This is a genomic window from Serratia symbiotica, from assembly GCF_000821185.2.
Taxonomy (GTDB): domain Bacteria; phylum Pseudomonadota; class Gammaproteobacteria; order Enterobacterales; family Enterobacteriaceae; genus Serratia; species Serratia symbiotica.
The window spans coordinates 1,835,324-1,849,148 of the sequence record NZ_CP050855.1; the positions used below are offsets into that span (position 1 = coordinate 1,835,324).

General features: G+C 56.6%; 26 protein-coding genes. All 26 read right to left on the reverse strand.

What is annotated here, in order from left to right; genetic code table 11:
- Positions 1–87: 87 nt before the first annotated feature.
- Complete coding sequence (locus tag SYMBAF_RS09085) at positions 88–501, reverse strand: phage virion morphogenesis protein (RefSeq protein WP_237162855.1); 414 nt, start codon at positions 499–501, stop codon at positions 88–90.
- A complete protein-coding gene (locus tag SYMBAF_RS09090) occupies positions 494–1,783 on the reverse strand; it encodes a phage head morphogenesis protein (RefSeq protein ID WP_185899891.1) in 1,290 nt (429 codons plus the stop codon). The genes SYMBAF_RS09085 and SYMBAF_RS09090 overlap by 8 nt, the downstream gene beginning before the upstream one ends.
- Positions 1,746–3,326 carry a DUF935 domain-containing protein gene (locus tag SYMBAF_RS09095; protein ID WP_040264937.1) on the reverse strand — a complete coding sequence of 527 codons (1,581 nt, stop codon included), beginning with the start codon at positions 3,324–3,326 and terminating at the stop codon, positions 1,746–1,748. Before SYMBAF_RS09095 ends, SYMBAF_RS09090 begins: the two co-directional genes overlap by 38 nt.
- The gene (gene terL, locus SYMBAF_RS09100; protein WP_040264936.1) at positions 3,326–4,966 is read right to left on the reverse strand and encodes a phage terminase large subunit; all 1,641 of its coding nucleotides are present in this window, start codon (positions 4,964–4,966) and stop codon (positions 3,326–3,328) included. Before terL ends, SYMBAF_RS09095 begins: the two co-directional genes overlap by 1 nt.
- A 30-nt stretch (positions 4,967–4,996) precedes the next feature.
- The gene (locus SYMBAF_RS09105; RefSeq protein WP_040264935.1) at positions 4,997–5,215 is read right to left on the reverse strand and encodes a hypothetical protein; all 219 of its coding nucleotides are present in this window, start codon (positions 5,213–5,215) and stop codon (positions 4,997–4,999) included.
- On the reverse strand, positions 5,212–5,412 hold the full coding sequence (locus tag SYMBAF_RS09110; RefSeq protein ID WP_040264934.1) for a hypothetical protein: 201 nt from the start codon (positions 5,410–5,412) through the stop codon (positions 5,212–5,214). Before SYMBAF_RS09110 ends, SYMBAF_RS09105 begins: the two co-directional genes overlap by 4 nt.
- A complete protein-coding gene (locus SYMBAF_RS09115; RefSeq protein ID WP_040264713.1) occupies positions 5,405–5,905 on the reverse strand; it encodes a DUF1804 family protein in 501 nt (166 codons plus the stop codon). The genes SYMBAF_RS09110 and SYMBAF_RS09115 overlap by 8 nt, the downstream gene beginning before the upstream one ends.
- Positions 5,905–6,132 (reverse strand): hypothetical protein, encoded by a 228-nt coding sequence (locus SYMBAF_RS09120; protein WP_040264712.1) that lies wholly within the window; start codon positions 6,130–6,132, stop codon positions 5,905–5,907. The genes SYMBAF_RS09115 and SYMBAF_RS09120 overlap by 1 nt, the downstream gene beginning before the upstream one ends.
- Positions 6,133–6,143: 11 nt before the next feature.
- On the reverse strand, positions 6,144–6,386 hold the full coding sequence (locus SYMBAF_RS09125; protein WP_040264933.1) for a hypothetical protein: 243 nt from the start codon (positions 6,384–6,386) through the stop codon (positions 6,144–6,146).
- On the reverse strand, positions 6,376–6,993 hold the full coding sequence (locus tag SYMBAF_RS17745; protein ID WP_052447691.1) for a hypothetical protein: 618 nt from the start codon (positions 6,991–6,993) through the stop codon (positions 6,376–6,378). The genes SYMBAF_RS09125 and SYMBAF_RS17745 overlap by 11 nt, the downstream gene beginning before the upstream one ends.
- On the reverse strand, positions 6,965–7,222 hold the full coding sequence (locus SYMBAF_RS09135; protein ID WP_040264711.1) for a hypothetical protein: 258 nt from the start codon (positions 7,220–7,222) through the stop codon (positions 6,965–6,967). Before SYMBAF_RS09135 ends, SYMBAF_RS17745 begins: the two co-directional genes overlap by 29 nt.
- Entirely contained in the window at positions 7,222–7,695 is a 474-nt protein-coding gene (locus SYMBAF_RS09140) for an N-acetylmuramoyl-L-alanine amidase (RefSeq protein WP_040264932.1), read from the reverse strand. The genes SYMBAF_RS09135 and SYMBAF_RS09140 overlap by 1 nt, the downstream gene beginning before the upstream one ends.
- 84 nt (positions 7,696–7,779) lie before the next feature.
- Positions 7,780–8,229 (reverse strand): hypothetical protein, encoded by a 450-nt coding sequence (locus SYMBAF_RS09145; RefSeq protein ID WP_040264931.1) that lies wholly within the window; start codon positions 8,227–8,229, stop codon positions 7,780–7,782.
- 1 nt (position 8,230) lies between these two features.
- On the reverse strand, positions 8,231–8,638 hold the full coding sequence (locus SYMBAF_RS09150) for a gp16 family protein (RefSeq protein ID WP_419789484.1): 408 nt from the start codon (positions 8,636–8,638) through the stop codon (positions 8,231–8,233).
- Positions 8,610–8,891: a hypothetical protein gene (locus SYMBAF_RS09155; RefSeq protein ID WP_040264929.1), complete on the reverse strand. Its 282-nt coding sequence runs from the start codon at positions 8,889–8,891 to the stop codon at positions 8,610–8,612. Before SYMBAF_RS09155 ends, SYMBAF_RS09150 begins: the two co-directional genes overlap by 29 nt.
- A gap of 4 nt (positions 8,892–8,895) precedes the next feature.
- Positions 8,896–9,240: a hypothetical protein gene (locus tag SYMBAF_RS09160; RefSeq protein WP_040264928.1), complete on the reverse strand. Its 345-nt coding sequence runs from the start codon at positions 9,238–9,240 to the stop codon at positions 8,896–8,898.
- Positions 9,240–9,446 carry a hypothetical protein gene (locus SYMBAF_RS09165; RefSeq protein ID WP_040264927.1) on the reverse strand — a complete coding sequence of 69 codons (207 nt, stop codon included), beginning with the start codon at positions 9,444–9,446 and terminating at the stop codon, positions 9,240–9,242. The genes SYMBAF_RS09160 and SYMBAF_RS09165 overlap by 1 nt, the downstream gene beginning before the upstream one ends.
- Positions 9,430–10,269, reverse strand: coding sequence for a 3'-5' exonuclease (locus SYMBAF_RS09170; RefSeq protein WP_052447728.1), 840 nt, complete (start codon positions 10,267–10,269; stop codon positions 9,430–9,432). The genes SYMBAF_RS09165 and SYMBAF_RS09170 overlap by 17 nt, the downstream gene beginning before the upstream one ends.
- The gene (locus SYMBAF_RS09175) at positions 10,266–10,484 is read right to left on the reverse strand and encodes a hypothetical protein (protein ID WP_040264926.1); all 219 of its coding nucleotides are present in this window, start codon (positions 10,482–10,484) and stop codon (positions 10,266–10,268) included. Before SYMBAF_RS09175 ends, SYMBAF_RS09170 begins: the two co-directional genes overlap by 4 nt.
- Positions 10,485–10,489: 5 nt before the next feature.
- The gene (locus SYMBAF_RS09180) at positions 10,490–11,191 is read right to left on the reverse strand and encodes a DUF7168 domain-containing protein (RefSeq protein ID WP_040264925.1); all 702 of its coding nucleotides are present in this window, start codon (positions 11,189–11,191) and stop codon (positions 10,490–10,492) included.
- A gap of 81 nt (positions 11,192–11,272) precedes the next feature.
- Entirely contained in the window at positions 11,273–11,464 is a 192-nt protein-coding gene (locus tag SYMBAF_RS09185) for a hypothetical protein (RefSeq protein ID WP_040265106.1), read from the reverse strand.
- Positions 11,445–11,672: an ANR family transcriptional regulator gene (locus SYMBAF_RS09190; RefSeq protein WP_160289791.1), complete on the reverse strand. Its 228-nt coding sequence runs from the start codon at positions 11,670–11,672 to the stop codon at positions 11,445–11,447. The genes SYMBAF_RS09185 and SYMBAF_RS09190 overlap by 20 nt, the downstream gene beginning before the upstream one ends.
- A gap of 1 nt (position 11,673) precedes the next feature.
- Positions 11,674–12,303, reverse strand: coding sequence for a DUF3164 family protein (locus SYMBAF_RS09195; RefSeq protein ID WP_040264923.1), 630 nt, complete (start codon positions 12,301–12,303; stop codon positions 11,674–11,676).
- The gene (locus tag SYMBAF_RS09200) at positions 12,293–12,577 is read right to left on the reverse strand and encodes a hypothetical protein (protein WP_040264701.1); all 285 of its coding nucleotides are present in this window, start codon (positions 12,575–12,577) and stop codon (positions 12,293–12,295) included. The genes SYMBAF_RS09195 and SYMBAF_RS09200 overlap by 11 nt, the downstream gene beginning before the upstream one ends.
- Before the next feature lie 11 nt (positions 12,578–12,588).
- Positions 12,589–12,879 carry a hypothetical protein gene (locus tag SYMBAF_RS09205; protein ID WP_052447727.1) on the reverse strand — a complete coding sequence of 97 codons (291 nt, stop codon included), beginning with the start codon at positions 12,877–12,879 and terminating at the stop codon, positions 12,589–12,591.
- Between the two features lie 14 nt (positions 12,880–12,893).
- Positions 12,894–13,817, reverse strand: a complete 924-nt coding sequence (locus SYMBAF_RS09210) for an AAA family ATPase (protein WP_040264700.1) — start codon at positions 13,815–13,817, stop codon at positions 12,894–12,896.
- Between the last annotated feature and the right edge of the window lie 8 nt (positions 13,818–13,825).

Sequence of the window (13,825 nt, forward strand, 5' to 3'; positions counted from 1 at the left end):
GAAGAGGCGTTCACAGGCGCTAATCATCCAGCGCGCTGCCCAGGTAGTCCTGGATGGTGTGGTTGATGGTGTCGTGATCGCTTTCCGTCAGCTCAGGAAGCGCCGCTCCGGATAACACGAGCCGGTGGTGATTGACCTTTTTGACCACCGACCGTTGAAGGCCAGCGCCTGCTTGTAGCGCGGGCGGATCACATGCGGGCGCGTGGTGCCGCCTTCGTTATGGATGCGCGCGTACACCACGTTGGTGCCGACCACCGCCATATTGTTGTCGGCGTCGCTGTCGATGGAGGACATCAGGCGGCGGGTGTTCTGCAGTATTTTTCCCGCCCGCTGGACAGGGAGCCACTTGGGCCGCCCCTCCTGTTCGAAGTTCTCCATTACCGCGCTTAGCATGTCTTCACTGATCGCCTGCATCAGCGGCTGGCGGTTTTCCAGCGAACGCACCATGCGCTCCAGGGCACGCCGCAACGTGTCGGGCACGTCAATAAACAACTCAACCATCGTGCCACTCTCCCACCAGGACAGGCAGGTGCATCAGCTCCGCCTCATCGCCGTCAAACAACAGCCAGGTATGCTTAACGACAGGGCTACCGGTGAATAGGCTAACCTGTGCGGCGCGTGGTGTGGCGCTTTGCGTGACCACATACACCAGGTCGCCATTGGTCTCCCGCAGTACCACGTCGGGATGCGCCAGCAGCGCGGGCAGTCGTAGCCAGGCATTGGACAGTGAGGCGTTCCCGGCATCACGCACCGCCGCGCCCGTCAGCGTAATGGCTGCACGCTGCGGGGCAGCCTGCAGCGCATCCAACACCGACGGCAACAAGGCTCCGGCATAACGCCAGTCCTGGTGCAGTGCCGGGTCGGCTGCCGCACGGCGTACCCAGTCGGACAGGTCACGGGTAAACGTCTCCAGCTCACGCGGGGAAGAAAATACCGTTTTTACCGCCTGGGCCGTGAGCGGCGGCGGTGCTGTATCGCCCTTGCGCAGCAGCTGTTGCCCCAATTCCTGCATGTACCCTTTGCCGGGGTTGAGGTGGAACCCGGCATCCGGCGTAAAGAGCCGCCCGGACTTGGGGTCTTGATAGGCTGTCACCGGGCGGGTTTTACCGTCGGTGCCATAGGGTTGCTGGATGGTCTCCAGACGGTCGCCCGTCGCTTCGACGCCGATCGGATGGTTGGCCATGTCGCGTTCGCTACGGGCGCGAACGGTGCACCGGCAGTGGTAACCGTTCGGCGGGAAGAAGGTATCCCAGAACGGATCGTCATAGCGGTAAACGCGCCCGTTAAGCGAGGCATGGGACGGGCGGGTACGCGTATCCATCACCGCGCTGTACTCCCAGTAGGGGCGGAAAGCGACATTTTCCATCATGCTCTGGTAGCGGCCCGCCATGTAGCTGGACTGCATGTTGGTGCGGAAGATGGTGTCCAGCCGGTACGGCAGCAGCTGCTTGCCCTCCAGCTCTCCGTCCGGGGAGGCTTTCAGCCCCTTGCCGATCCAGCCCTTGCGGGCCAGTTCGGGCAGCAGTTCGTTCTTGAACTGGGCCTGGGATTTGCCCTCTTTGAGTGCGTTGGCCTGGGCAGTGCTGATATCGGTCAGCACATCCAGCTTCAGGATACCGGACACGGTGAAGGCAGTGGCATGGGCTGAATCTTTCACATCGTGCCAGTTGAAGCCAATGGTGTAGCCCTTCGACTCGAAGTAGGCGATCGCCTTCTCCGGCTGCAGGGTCATGGCGAACCCCAGGTCAACGTCCATTGAGTCGCCCCCACACGTCTGCCACAAAAATGGCCTGGGCAATCAGTTGGCGCAGCTCGCCGTCGTCCAGTCGTGGGTAGGACTCTGCCAACATGACCATGGCCTCATCCGGCGAGTGTCCCCGATCTAACGCGGCAATCACCGGCGACAACATCTTGTCCATGGCCTGGCCAACGGCATCGGCAACTGACGGCGGTGCATCATCAATCGCCACCTGGATAGGGTCGTTTTCCACTGCTGCTCCGGCAGTGTTCAGCGCGGCCAGCCGCGTCAGAGCAGCAGACTGGCTCAGTCCCACCGGGCCAAAACTGGACGTTATCGGCTGCAGCAGCGCCTGGCCTTTTTTCGGTGCAGGCATCCCGGTTTTTTCCAAGGCCCAATCCACAGTGACCGGTACCCCGGCGCGGACAAGCCGGTCAATGGCGGTGGCGGTCTGGGCCAAGTCGTCCGGTTCACGGGTATCAAATTTAAACCGACACATCCGGCGCGGCGTGATATCGCCGTAGCCGTTGAGCACCAGCAGCGGGTACAGCAGCTCGCGAGTCAAGGTGCCCGCCAGCTGTACGGCGTCGCTGGCCATCAGGTCATGACGGACTTCGTTGTGCACATTGCCCAGGGCGTTGGTGCTGCTCTTGCCGTCGGCCTGCGCGGTCAGCGTCGCGCCCAGGATAATTTTTGACTGGGTACGTTCGCACCACTCGATCATGAATTGGAACGGATCAACCTGGCCCTGGGCGGCAGACTGGAAATCAATAATCATGCCATCGGGGATAATGCCGCCCGCATCGTGTCCCAGGCTCATGATGGCGTCCATCAGGATGTCTTTCTGGTCTTCGGTGGTGCCCGACGGATATTTACCCACGCGCATGGGCAAGCCGTAGATCTCCAGGAACTCGGCCAGGTCACGGGCGGACAGGTTCTTGAACAGATACGACCAGGCCAGGACACGGAACAGGCCGCTTTCGGCCAGCCAGCCGCTTTTGGCTCGGTACTTGTGTAACAACCAACCGAACGGCTGCAGCGGTGCGCCGTCCTGGGAGCCGTCAATCAGCGTAATGGTGTTGCCCTGGAATTGGGGCGTCTGGAACCAACGTTGCGGGCGCTTGTGGAAAGCTTTAGGCAACCAGATCCCCTCGGCGCGTTCCCACTCCAGCTCAACCGGCGAAAAGCCGTGCCCGATGGCGTCCAGCATATCGAACAACAGCGATTCGAAGTCCGGCAAGTCCTGAAACCACTCGGTGGCCTCCGCCGCCATGGCTTTTTCGCGGGCGTTGGCATTACGTGGCGGCGCTATGCTCCAGCTGAGCGGCATCACTGCGCGGCGGCGTTTGCTCAGTTCGGCAAACAGGTGGCCGTCGCGCTCCTCCATATCGCTGAAAAAGTCCGCCTGGCGGGTCAGGTTGCCCTGTTCGGCTTCCTGAAAAATGCGGTACAGCCGACGAATATCAATGCCCAGAGAGGGATGCTCTGCCCACTGGCGGCGCAGGTAGCTCCCGGTGGTCTCTGATTGCTGCTGTTTCAGCGTCCCGGATGACAGGGGATTGCCGTGAATATCAACCAATGTAGGCATCACCAGCCTCCTTTAGAAAAACCACCGCGCCCACGACGGCCACGGGATGAAGTAGCGGAACGGTACTCAAATGACGGTGTACTGCTGACCGCCAGGCTCCACAGCATATGCAGGGCATCCGGGCCGTCGTCATGGTCTGCTTTGGGAAAATGGCGCAACTGCTGGATCAGCGTGTTCTGCGTGGCGTGCAGGCGGATCAAGCCGTTCTCCATATGGGGTTGCAGGGTCTCGATACGCAGCAGCTTATCCGCGTGGGGAATGATGGCCCGCGCCGGAACGGGATACCCCAGCGCCGCCGAACGCTTGACCAGCTCGGTGCGCAGGAACTCCTGGAACTGCACCGATTCGATGCCCCAGACCAGGCAGCGGTATTCGATGTGCAGGTCGATGATGTCGCTGATTATCTTGTCCGGCAGACGTTTGCGGATTTGGGCTTCGACCACGTCCAGAATGCCGGTCGCGCGGTTGAAACCGCCCACCAGAAGCGCCGACGGGTCACGGCTGGCACCGGCCTTGCCCAGGCTGGGGTCGCATACGCCGTAAAACAGCCATTCGTTGAGCCGGTTAACCCAGAATTGAAGGCAATGGGCAAATATCGCCCCTTCACCACTGACCGGGTCGTTCTGGTACTCGGCGTCAAAGGTGCCGTGGCCATCACGGGCGCGGATAAGCATCAACGCCAGCAGCGGACGCGCCGACCAGGACACCACCGCGCCTTCGGTCATTTCCGCCTGGTGCAGCGTATAGAAGTCGTTGGCGGCATCGTCGCCGTCGTTACGCAGGATCTCTTCCCAGGTATCCCACAGCGACATATTGGCGGGCCACTGGCGCAGAGCTTTAAACCGCGCGTGACGCCACAGCGGATTGCGCAAGGTGCGGGAGAGCACCGAATCGTAATGCAGGATAGTGCCGATATAGACGACGTCCATTTTGGCACCGGCACCGCCCAGCGGCAGCACGGTCTTTTTTAACCAGTTCTCGACCTTGTCACGCTGGTCGGGGTTGCGGACTTGCTCGTCGTTCTCGATATCATCAAGTACCACCAGATCGGGACGGTATGGGCCGTGACGCAGGCCGCGCAGCTTTTTGCCGCTACCGGCGACCTGTACCTTGATGTCGTTGCGCGTCAGGATGGTGCCCATCTGCCAGACACGGCCCGCGCCGCACGCCTCTGGAAAATCGGCCAGCAGACGCGGGTTAAACTCCAGCTCCGCCTTGATCGCCTCCAGCATCGGATACGCCTGGTCGATACTGTCCATAATGATGACCAGATAGCGTTTGATAGCGCGAATAATGCACCACAATACAAACAACTGACTGACCAGCGTCGACTTTGCCTCGCCACGGGGGGCGGCGATGGCGTCCTGCTCGCCCTTGCGACTGGCCACGATTTGCGGCAGACGGCTAAACAGGTACAGATGCAGCTCGCTGGGGTCAGCATGGCGGACATAGTGCGGGAAGTAGGTTTGCACGAAATAGCGGTAGCCGTTCTGCGGATCGGCAACCAGTTGGCGTCGCTGTGCCATGGCCGCCGCGCCGGTATCGAAGCCGATGCACTCCGCTTCAATCGTCCGGCGCAGGCTGGAGGCCAGCTCCGCCAGCGATTTCTGGAACTCACGGATGGAAAATTTAGCCGCCATATCTCGCCCTGAATACCCTGTAAATACGCTTTAAACGCCGTTGTAGCGGTCGGCCATCACGGCATTGATGCGAGCCGTCATTGCCTGGGCCAGAACATCCGCACCGGCACCGTTCTCACAGCGCACGAGAAGCGGCTGCGAAATTCCACGCAGCAGGATGCACACGCGTCCCTGGCGTTCTGCCATAACGGCGCTGACCTCGGCAGGATCGACATATACGCCGTTCCCGGCATCAATCAGTTGTTTCATGCCAGCGCCGCCTCTATCTGGGCTTTGATACGCGCTGACGCCTGGAAAGGGGTTTCACCGTACTGGCGATCGACGGTGTGGATTGCGCTGTCGCGCAGTTTGGCAAAGACGTCGCCGTCGTTGCTGACCCAGACCCTGGTTATCTCGTCAGCCCGGACAGTGGTCTCTGCCGTCAGCGCAATCAGTTTATTAGCCATAGTTTTTCTCCAATACTGGCCCGAAGGCTTCCAGCACCTCGACGAACGCCGTCAAATGCTGAGGGTAATGTTCCTGGATGAAGGTGGAAAACAGCTTCATGGTTTCCATCGACGTCGCCAACTGGCTGGTCTCCGGCAAAATCTTCTTGCTTGCTGCAATGGCCTTGCTGTAGCCATCGGTCAACGATGCCAGCAGCGTGACGCGCTCCTGGGCCGGGATGTCGTCGGCGGTGTTGACCTTCTCCAGCGTGACCTGGAACTGGGTCATCAGGCTGGCCAGGATGGAGCGCGCCACATCTTCCGGCGCGCCGCTGGCCAGCATGTTGGCGCTGCGGATCACGTCCCAGTCATCACCGTTTTCTTTGGCCTCTTTCTTCCAGCGTCCTGCCGTAGCAAAGCTGACGCCGCACTGGATAGCCGCCAGCTCCAGAGACAGGGTGCTGAACACATAAGCCCTGCGCAGGGCGTCACGGGTTTCCTTTGGATGTGCCATTAAAACCCCAATCGAGCCTTGATCATGGCAAGACCGGCAGCCACGATGCCGCCTGTGACCGCGCCCGCCGCCGCACCGGCAATGGCACCGCTTTTCACGGCGGCGTTCTGCATGGTGTCCAGGCGCAGCTCGATGCTGTCGAGCTGGGTGCTGATTTTTCGCAGTTCGGCCAGTTCGGGCGCGATGCGGTTGCAACGGGTACGGCGGGTACTGTGTTTTCTGGCCATGGCTTTCTCGTTTATTTGTCGGCCTTGCGGTCGAGTTTGTTTTCTATGCGTTGCACGCTGTTCTTGATGTCCTGCATCATGCCGGTGACTAACGTCATGTCCCGCTGGGCGTCTTCTCGGCGCTGGTAGTCCTGCCGGACATTCATCAAATCACCGCGCACACCCTTGATATCTTCCTGCAGGGTGCGCACCCATAACCCGCCCAAAAACGCGATGATCCCGATAGCAAGGTTGAACGCCATATCAATGGTCATTGGGGGCGCTCCCAGGGGTGTAAAAGGCATTCAAGGCTTCCAGTTTATTGCGTAGCGTCAGGCACCAGGCACCGTACTCGGTCGCATGGTCAAGCAAGGGGCCAGGACTTATTCCCCCGGCGGTGCGGGCATCGGCGGAATGCTCAGCAGCGCCACCGGTGGTGTTTGACACACCTGCAGCACCGGTGTTGGGGTAGCCAAGGACGGCGCGGTAGAGCCGCAGGCTGTCAGGGCCAAGACCAGTAAAATGGTGACCATCGGTTTGTACGGCATGGGCGATCCTCTTTTTAAGCTGTTGTTGGGTGGTGGCTAACTGGCGCTGCGTAGCCTCCAGGCTCAGGCTCAACAATCGCGCCTGCTCGGCCAGCTCCGCCTGTTTGGCCAGCGCCGCCTGCAGCACCGCCTGATTTTTCTCGGCACGCTGGCGGCGTTCGATATCCCAGTCGGACTGCTGTTGGCTTAATTTGACCTGATAGTGGAGTTCGGCCTGGTTATAGCCCTGCCCATAGCCCTGGTGGTGAAGGAACCACCCGGCAGTGCCCAGCGCCAAACATCCCGCAATACCAGGAGTCAGGCGCTTAATCAGTGTTGTCAGGACGATTGCCATCTTTGGGCACCTCGCGGTCACGTTTCAGGGCGGCAAACTTCGACGCCTGGTTCTGCGCCACCCAGGCCGCCAGATACGCCCCAAACAACAGGTCATTAATCTGGCGGGTGAAGGCGCACCACAGCAGCACCAGGGAACTGACGATAAAGGCACCCACCACCGTGGTGTCCGAGGTCGAGATCCGCCCGTGCGGATTGCTGATAAGCTCCAGCAGGCGCAGTAAGGTCATCACTGCGGGTCGACGATATGACCCGGCAGTGGCGCAAACTCGCCATCGACCCAGTCAGGCACGTGGAAACCGGGGCAAATCTTGTTGGCGAACTGGTTATGGCCGCAGATCTCCGCGTTACGGTATTTGTCACGCAGGCGAAGAATGGTGCTTTTGAGCGTCGCCCACTGGGCCGGTGTGAAGCTGTCGGTGCCGACCATGCAGACGCCGATCGAGGTGGCATTGTGCCCGGCGACGTGTGCGCCGACCTCCGACTCATCGCGCCCGGTCAGCAAGGTGCCGTCGGTGTCGATCACACAGTGGTAGCCGATGCTGGTCAGCCCATTGCTGTTGCCTGGCGAGACGCGGTGGAAGCCGCGCTCTTTGTGCCAACGGTCGATAACCTGGGCGGCGTTCTCTTTGGCGTTACCCAGGGCTTTGCCGTTCGCGGTGGCGGCGCAGTGCACGATCAGGAGATTGATTAAGCGAGACATAAAAATAACCCTCATCTGTTGATGAGGGTTATTGTGGGGAAAGTGGCTGTGGCTAACCCGTTACGGGGGCGTAGTGGGTACTTTTCAGAATAGGGAGGGCTGTTCGCTATCGCATGAAGAATGGCGGGGGCGCAGCAGTTCCCAGGCACGAGTGGCGGCGATGCCGTACTTAGGGCAGAGCAATGTCAACGCCATCGTGAGGGACTCACCCTCGGCTTTCAACTGCTCAATCTCCGCCAGAAAGCAGCGGTTACGCCATGCTCGCCAGGCATCCTGGCAGCGAGGGATATACAGGTCTTCACCGCTGAAATGCTGCATCAGCAGCGCGACCTGCTCCGGCGTCAGCGTCTCCTGCAGTAACGCAATGCGGCGCTGGCCGGAGCTGCGCAAACCCTTGCCAATCCGAAACTGGACGCCTCCAAACTGTTGGATCAGCTTACTGGTTGCGGGAAAGCCTATCAGACTGGCAATCTGTTGAACAGATTCCGGCAGCAATTCCTGCACCTGCTCATAGTCAGGGTGGAGGGTCTGCATGTTAGAGCCTCCCGTGCCGTTTGGCGTCGATAATCAACATCTGCAGCACCTTGCGCACCTGCTCGTCGTTCAGCCACGCCAGCGGCTTCACTTCGCCCAGCATCCGCTTGATGATGCCGTCCAGATATGACCAGGGGCGATTGGCCTCGGCCAGCAACGCCTCCATCTTGCTGACCATGGCTTTACGCCCTGCAGCCACGTTTGGCTTTTTGCCGTGACTGGCAACCGGGGCAAAGCCCTGCGAACGCATATACCGCACCATGCGCTCCAGCTCGGCATCGCTACAGTCACGGGCGCTGCGCTTGCCGGTCTCCCGCGCCAGCACGGCACGGTAGGTCTCGTCGTCCCAGCCCAGGGCTTTTTTGCCGGTGTGGATTACTTTAATCAGGTTCGCCATTATCCCCCCCACATGGTACAACCAGCGTCCAAATAATATTGTTTCCGTTACTGTTGGTCGATTTAAGCAGCCCGCGCAATGCCATACCACGGAGGTGCTTGCGAAGCGCTGCCGTCGTTACATGCTGGTTGGGATGCAACTTTCTGATCGCATTGCGGATATTCCAGGTCGCCAGACTGTAGCTCCCGTCCCAATCCTTTGATAATGGATGGTTTGAAATGATATCCAGCAATGCGTTATCTGTTGGAACATAGAGAATAATCATCCGGTTACCCCCCGTGTATGTTGGTACGAGCAGTATGAATACGGTTAGGATGCGTCAAAATGTCAAGCATTCCAGTATGTTGCGACAGTTGCACTAGCAGCCCCACAGCAGCAACGGCAGCTTTATGATCGGGGCTTTCGGCCAGGCGGCGCAGATGGCTCACGATCCCATATATGCTCAAAGCCTCGGCTATTTTCAGTTGCTTACTATGGATTAGCTCATCCTGGAATGAGAGGCTATCAGCTGGCGCATCCAAAAATTGAGTGAGTGCGGCGACTTCCACTTGTGTGAAGCCGCTGGCTAACAAACCCGAAGCGTAATAATCACGCTTTGAAATCTCTTTATTCATCACTGCCTCCACTCGTCGATCATTTCATTGTGGGTCTTTATTTGGGCTTCAACTGTAGAGGCTAAAGCTTCAAAATCGGCCTCCATACCACCGTCCAACCCATCCCAGTCAATGCTCATATCCGTCAGATTGCGCGACATCGTTTTCAGTCGATTAATCTGCCGCCGCGCCAGTTTAAGGCGATCCACATTAGGGTTGTTTTTCATCGTCTTGCTTCCTGATAAAAACGGAATGGTCATGACCGTCACTGCTTGGTTCAGGCATATACTCACCAATGTGGTTATGTCCCAAATTGCAGATAAACGTTTTGTGTCCATGGGGGTGTTGACCGAGTGGATAAATGCTCATTTCCCCCGGACAGGACTGTATTGGCCAGTGCCCTAGTGTTCTCAATACTCGCTCACACGGAGCCACATCATTGGACGACAGCGGCTCCGTGCGGATCTCACAACGCTGGTAATGATCAACATTCCATCTTGGGAATAGCTGTCGCCAGGCTGCATGGGCAATTTTTACCTGGTGCAGAGCATCGGCCAGCGCATTGTGCTTTTCACCGGCAAACGGGATCGTTTTCACATTAATCCCCGATAAGCTCACTAGTGTGCGCAGGTCGGCAATATTCCAAAACTTCCACGGGTAGATGTCGTCCCCCCTGGCGTCAACCTGTGGGTCTACGCGGTCAAACCAGCCCTCCAAAATGGTGATATCAAAGACCGACCCATTGCCCCAAGGAATACAGCGACCACCGCCAGTGCGTTGCAGAAAGGCTCGCAGTTCAGCGGCGACACTGACAGGGGGGCGTGTACCGTTAAAGGCGGCATCGCGTGCCTCGTTGCTCTGTTTATCCCACCACTCCAGGGTGCTAATTTCAGGCAGGCCATAGGTGAGAGCCGCATCACAGCTCATTCGTTCATAGAAGGTCTCGCCGACACTGCCGGTCTGCAGATCAAACTGTACGGCAGCAATGGAGAGCACCGGACAGCCGCGCTTCTTACCCAGGGTTTCGATATCGATCATGATGTTGTTCATTGAATTCTCCATTGCTTTTTATGACGTTCAACGGCGCTTTTCATCGCCGTTCTGGCCTGGCTGGTATAGACGGTGCGGTTATGGCCGTCATAGAACTTGAACCGGGATTTACCTGGCAACTTCGGGCACTCCACCACGGTACTGCTGTCGTTGAGGTGATAGATGCGCCGATCGCCGTTATCCTGGTACTCGCAACCGCTGACGCAAAGATACATAGACCTTACCTCCCAATCTGCAGAGGTTCTTGCTCGGCGCTGGAGCTGCCATCCACACCATGACTCAGCCTGGCGTTCGTGCCAGCGACATAGCCTGCTCCACGCGCATCCTCATCACCGCGCACTTTTTTAGCGGGACGATGCGCCACCGTGACAAAATTGCGGCTGATTTTTTTGTAGTAAGCTTCCATCAGGCCTTTTTCGGCAGGTGTCACAGCAAATGCGTCAATAACCTGGTACGCGCCATGCACCCACGCCTCACAAAATGCATCAGCCCGCCCTGTCTTGGTGGTTCGCTTGACACTCCTGCGCTGACCCGCGCTGAACTCACGGCGGGCGGACATCATCTGGCGCGTCAACACGTCAAAAGCATAGGCCGCGACTTGCGGACGTTCATCAGGCCCATAAAACACCACCGTGCGCTTGCCGATACGCCATGCGAGATAACTCTGTACGCCAAAAGCCTGGCGAATAATCTCGATAAGCATGGACATGTAGCGGGGCGTTTTATTGGCATGGGAGGGGGCACCTTCACTGCTGGCCTCGCTGATTTCCGTCAACGCCACGTCAGTCTCAGTCACCCGATGTTCGCGCATCATTTTTTGCGCCCGCTCCAGCGCCAGCGACGCCTCATGCGAATTGGTATTTTTACGCGCAAGATTCAACAGCTTTTTAATTTTGGCGAGAAGTTTGTCATTATTTTCCATACGGGGTTTTCCTGAATTTGGCGCAAGCCTGCCCCTGCGGGTTTACGCCATTAATTAAATAATGATTGAAATCGATTTAAATCAGCCCGCAGGCGTTAACGATTTAATATTTGCAAACCAAGGTTCAATATTAATTTCCACCACGGTGGACTCACTTAAATCACGCGCCACATCCACCGTCTTGACTATCCGGCCACCGCGTAAGATAGGGTTAGGTGTATAGATGAAATGGCATCCGACCTTGTAGGTCTCATTAAACTGCTTGGCTTGCATTTGGATTACTCCACTGTTTTGTCGCCGCATGATTGCAGTGGGATTTACGGTATAATGCCCAGTGCAGATTATGGCTATTGCATGTTGCAGTTGCTGCCTTATTCCATAAGGTTGACGCAGTTGTATAATCGCCGCGTTGCTCGGCGCGAACAGCGCCACGTGCATAAGCCATATAACTGTTATTAACTTCCTTTTCATTAATCCGCATGTTAAACCCCGGCAATATCCAAAGAGATCGGCACATATTGGTCGGAGTCACCGATACGCTCATAGAGACGGATATAGCTTTTACTGCTGACCACCTGGACAGCTTCGGCAAGCGCATCCATCGCCCGTAACCAGCGAGGGTCGGTAATATCATGGCGGCGCAGCTGCAGTACGCGGCCAGGGTTGATCTCGCCTTCTTTATCGGTGGAGAATGCGCGGTCAATGATGGCCAGCAGTTCTGGGCGAGCGCCCTGAGTCCACTCAGCCACACAGGCATCAATCAGCTCTTTAGCGGCCTGGATACGTTCATCAAAGGCGATGCGGTCTTGCATGGCTCGCTGAACCTTAAACTGGCCATCATAGTTGTACAGGGTGACATTGCCTTTTTTGCCGCCAATGGTCGCCCCGTACTGCTCTGCAGAGAGGTCAACCAGCGCCTGAATATCGGCAAAGGTATCCTGTTTAAAGTCTCGCAATGCCTGCTGCAGTGGCTTGGCGCGTTCAACAATGGCTTTAACCAGCGCATCACGCTCTTTATCTACCGGTTTAATCAGGCTTTCCGGGGTAAGGATGCCACGTGCATCTTTCCAGTAACCCGCTGGAATGGTATTTTCAGTAGTATTAGTGGACATTTTTATCTCCTTGCTGCTCATTAACGTTGAATAACGCGGCGTTGACTTCAATATTGCCAGAACCCTTTAATTTCATAATGTAAATTTCCTTTATTATCATGAGAATGTCAGCGGCATTTTGTTTCATGATTAACGCCAGGCATTCAGAATGCCCAGGCCGCCCATCATTAAGCCCTTCAATACCTACACTGATGGTGACTGGGACAGATATGTGCCCGGATTTATCAGTAGGTACAGCATCATTCTCAGTAATATCAAAAATAACCTTTGCCATATACTCTCCTGTTAATGTAATGATTCAGACCAAATAACCCGGCATCCGTCCTGGACGAATACCCCTTGTTTAAACTCGCCCTGGCGACCGTTACCAAAATGCAGGTAACTGGCCTCGCCCGTGCTGGCCATATGCTCACAATACGCATGGCAGTTGATACGAATGACCGGTTTACCGCCATGAAACATAATGCTTTGAACCGTGATACCACGTGCCGTTAAAGACAGAATGACGGACTCAGCGCGTACCATCGCAGAGATCAATGACGTGTTGGCGTTATTATCAAAATCGCTGGCTTGCATAGCCCCTCCCATTATCAATTAATTAACATGCTGGAATATTCTTCAACCAGGGCCACCGAAATACCCTGATCACCGATACCGCTGGCGCGGACTACACCCCGCGCCAATTTAAATAAACGGCGGTAATTCCCCTTTGAGGCCTTATAAAAGGCATCAGCTAACTCAGGTAGCATTTTGATATTGCTTTCATCGTCATTAGTGGGTAATAAACTCACCAGAATGCGATCAAAGTCGGTTCGGTCATGCTTTGCTTTTTCTCTATCCAGATCGATAGCCATACCCACGCGGCTATAAAGTTGGGCATATTCACCCCGGCGACCCTTGAGGTTGAGTAGCAGGCGTGGCATACCAGCCAGCACGACACCAGCACCCGCCCGGTCATGGATACGCCGCATCGCTTCCAGGGCGCGGTAAGGCAACAACTCAGCCTCATCAATAAGCACCAACCAGCCCGTATCATGTAACGCGGTGATACAGTTCTCACTGAGGTCGTGGATATTGCCGCGCTTGTTGACCCCCAAACGGTCACATAACTCCTGCAGCAGCACCTTGGTGGTATAGCCAGGGTCAGCCTCAATTAAAATCACGTCGTTATAGCTGCTGGCGTATTGACGCAATACCATGCTCTTGCCCAACCCTGCGTTGCCATAAATTACACCGATATCGGCATCCAGATGGGTGTTTCTCAGCAAGGTCAGGCATTTACTGGATAATTGCGTTTTAACAAAACACGCTTTGACCTCACGGTTTTTCTCTTTATCTCCCTCACGGGTAATAAAGTTATTAATCGCCGCTTCAACGTTATCTATATTGCCGTTATAAACGCCTTTCAAATATTGCGAGATAACAGCAGGACTCAAGCCAGTTTTCGCTGCAACCTTGCTTTGGGTGTAACACTTCCTCGCCATCAGGCGATTTAAATTATCAATCACAGTCATTTTTAAGC

Bases quoted from the DNA above. Each gene is read 5' to 3' on its own strand.
- SYMBAF_RS09085 (WP_237162855.1), bottom strand. From the start codon at position 501: ATGGTTGAGTTGTTTATTGACGTGCCCGACACGTTGCGGCGTGCCCTG.
- SYMBAF_RS09095 (WP_040264937.1), bottom strand. From the start codon at position 3,326: ATGCCTACATTGGTTGATATTCACGGCAATCCCCTGTCATCCGGGACG.
- terL (WP_040264936.1), bottom strand. From the start codon at position 4,966: ATGGCGGCTAAATTTTCCATCCGTGAGTTCCAGAAATCGCTGGCGGAG.
- SYMBAF_RS09105 (WP_040264935.1), bottom strand. From the start codon at position 5,215: ATGAAACAACTGATTGATGCCGGGAACGGCGTATATGTCGATCCTGCC.
- SYMBAF_RS09110 (WP_040264934.1), bottom strand. From the start codon at position 5,412: ATGGCTAATAAACTGATTGCGCTGACGGCAGAGACCACTGTCCGGGCT.
- SYMBAF_RS09115 (WP_040264713.1), bottom strand. From the start codon at position 5,905: ATGGCACATCCAAAGGAAACCCGTGACGCCCTGCGCAGGGCTTATGTG.
- SYMBAF_RS09120 (WP_040264712.1), bottom strand. From the start codon at position 6,132: ATGGCCAGAAAACACAGTACCCGCCGTACCCGTTGCAACCGCATCGCG.
- SYMBAF_RS09125 (WP_040264933.1), bottom strand. From the start codon at position 6,386: ATGACCATTGATATGGCGTTCAACCTTGCTATCGGGATCATCGCGTTT.
- SYMBAF_RS17745 (WP_052447691.1), bottom strand. From the start codon at position 6,993: ATGGCAATCGTCCTGACAACACTGATTAAGCGCCTGACTCCTGGTATT.
- SYMBAF_RS09135 (WP_040264711.1), bottom strand. From the start codon at position 7,222: ATGACCTTACTGCGCCTGCTGGAGCTTATCAGCAATCCGCACGGGCGG.
- SYMBAF_RS09140 (WP_040264932.1), bottom strand. From the start codon at position 7,695: ATGTCTCGCTTAATCAATCTCCTGATCGTGCACTGCGCCGCCACCGCG.
- SYMBAF_RS09145 (WP_040264931.1), bottom strand. From the start codon at position 8,229: ATGCAGACCCTCCACCCTGACTATGAGCAGGTGCAGGAATTGCTGCCG.
- SYMBAF_RS09155 (WP_040264929.1), bottom strand. From the start codon at position 8,891: ATGATTATTCTCTATGTTCCAACAGATAACGCATTGCTGGATATCATT.
- SYMBAF_RS09160 (WP_040264928.1), bottom strand. From the start codon at position 9,240: ATGAATAAAGAGATTTCAAAGCGTGATTATTACGCTTCGGGTTTGTTA.
- SYMBAF_RS09165 (WP_040264927.1), bottom strand. From the start codon at position 9,446: ATGAAAAACAACCCTAATGTGGATCGCCTTAAACTGGCGCGGCGGCAG.
- SYMBAF_RS09170 (WP_052447728.1), bottom strand. From the start codon at position 10,269: ATGAACAACATCATGATCGATATCGAAACCCTGGGTAAGAAGCGCGGC.
- SYMBAF_RS09175 (WP_040264926.1), bottom strand. From the start codon at position 10,484: ATGTATCTTTGCGTCAGCGGTTGCGAGTACCAGGATAACGGCGATCGG.
- SYMBAF_RS09180 (WP_040264925.1), bottom strand. From the start codon at position 11,191: ATGGAAAATAATGACAAACTTCTCGCCAAAATTAAAAAGCTGTTGAAT.
- SYMBAF_RS09185 (WP_040265106.1), bottom strand. From the start codon at position 11,464: ATGCAAGCCAAGCAGTTTAATGAGACCTACAAGGTCGGATGCCATTTC.
- SYMBAF_RS09190 (WP_160289791.1), bottom strand. From the start codon at position 11,672: ATGCGGATTAATGAAAAGGAAGTTAATAACAGTTATATGGCTTATGCA.
- SYMBAF_RS09195 (WP_040264923.1), bottom strand. From the start codon at position 12,303: ATGTCCACTAATACTACTGAAAATACCATTCCAGCGGGTTACTGGAAA.
- SYMBAF_RS09200 (WP_040264701.1), bottom strand. From the start codon at position 12,577: ATGGCAAAGGTTATTTTTGATATTACTGAGAATGATGCTGTACCTACT.
- SYMBAF_RS09205 (WP_052447727.1), bottom strand. From the start codon at position 12,879: ATGCAAGCCAGCGATTTTGATAATAACGCCAACACGTCATTGATCTCT.
- SYMBAF_RS09210 (WP_040264700.1), bottom strand. From the start codon at position 13,817: ATGACTGTGATTGATAATTTAAATCGCCTGATGGCGAGGAAGTGTTAC.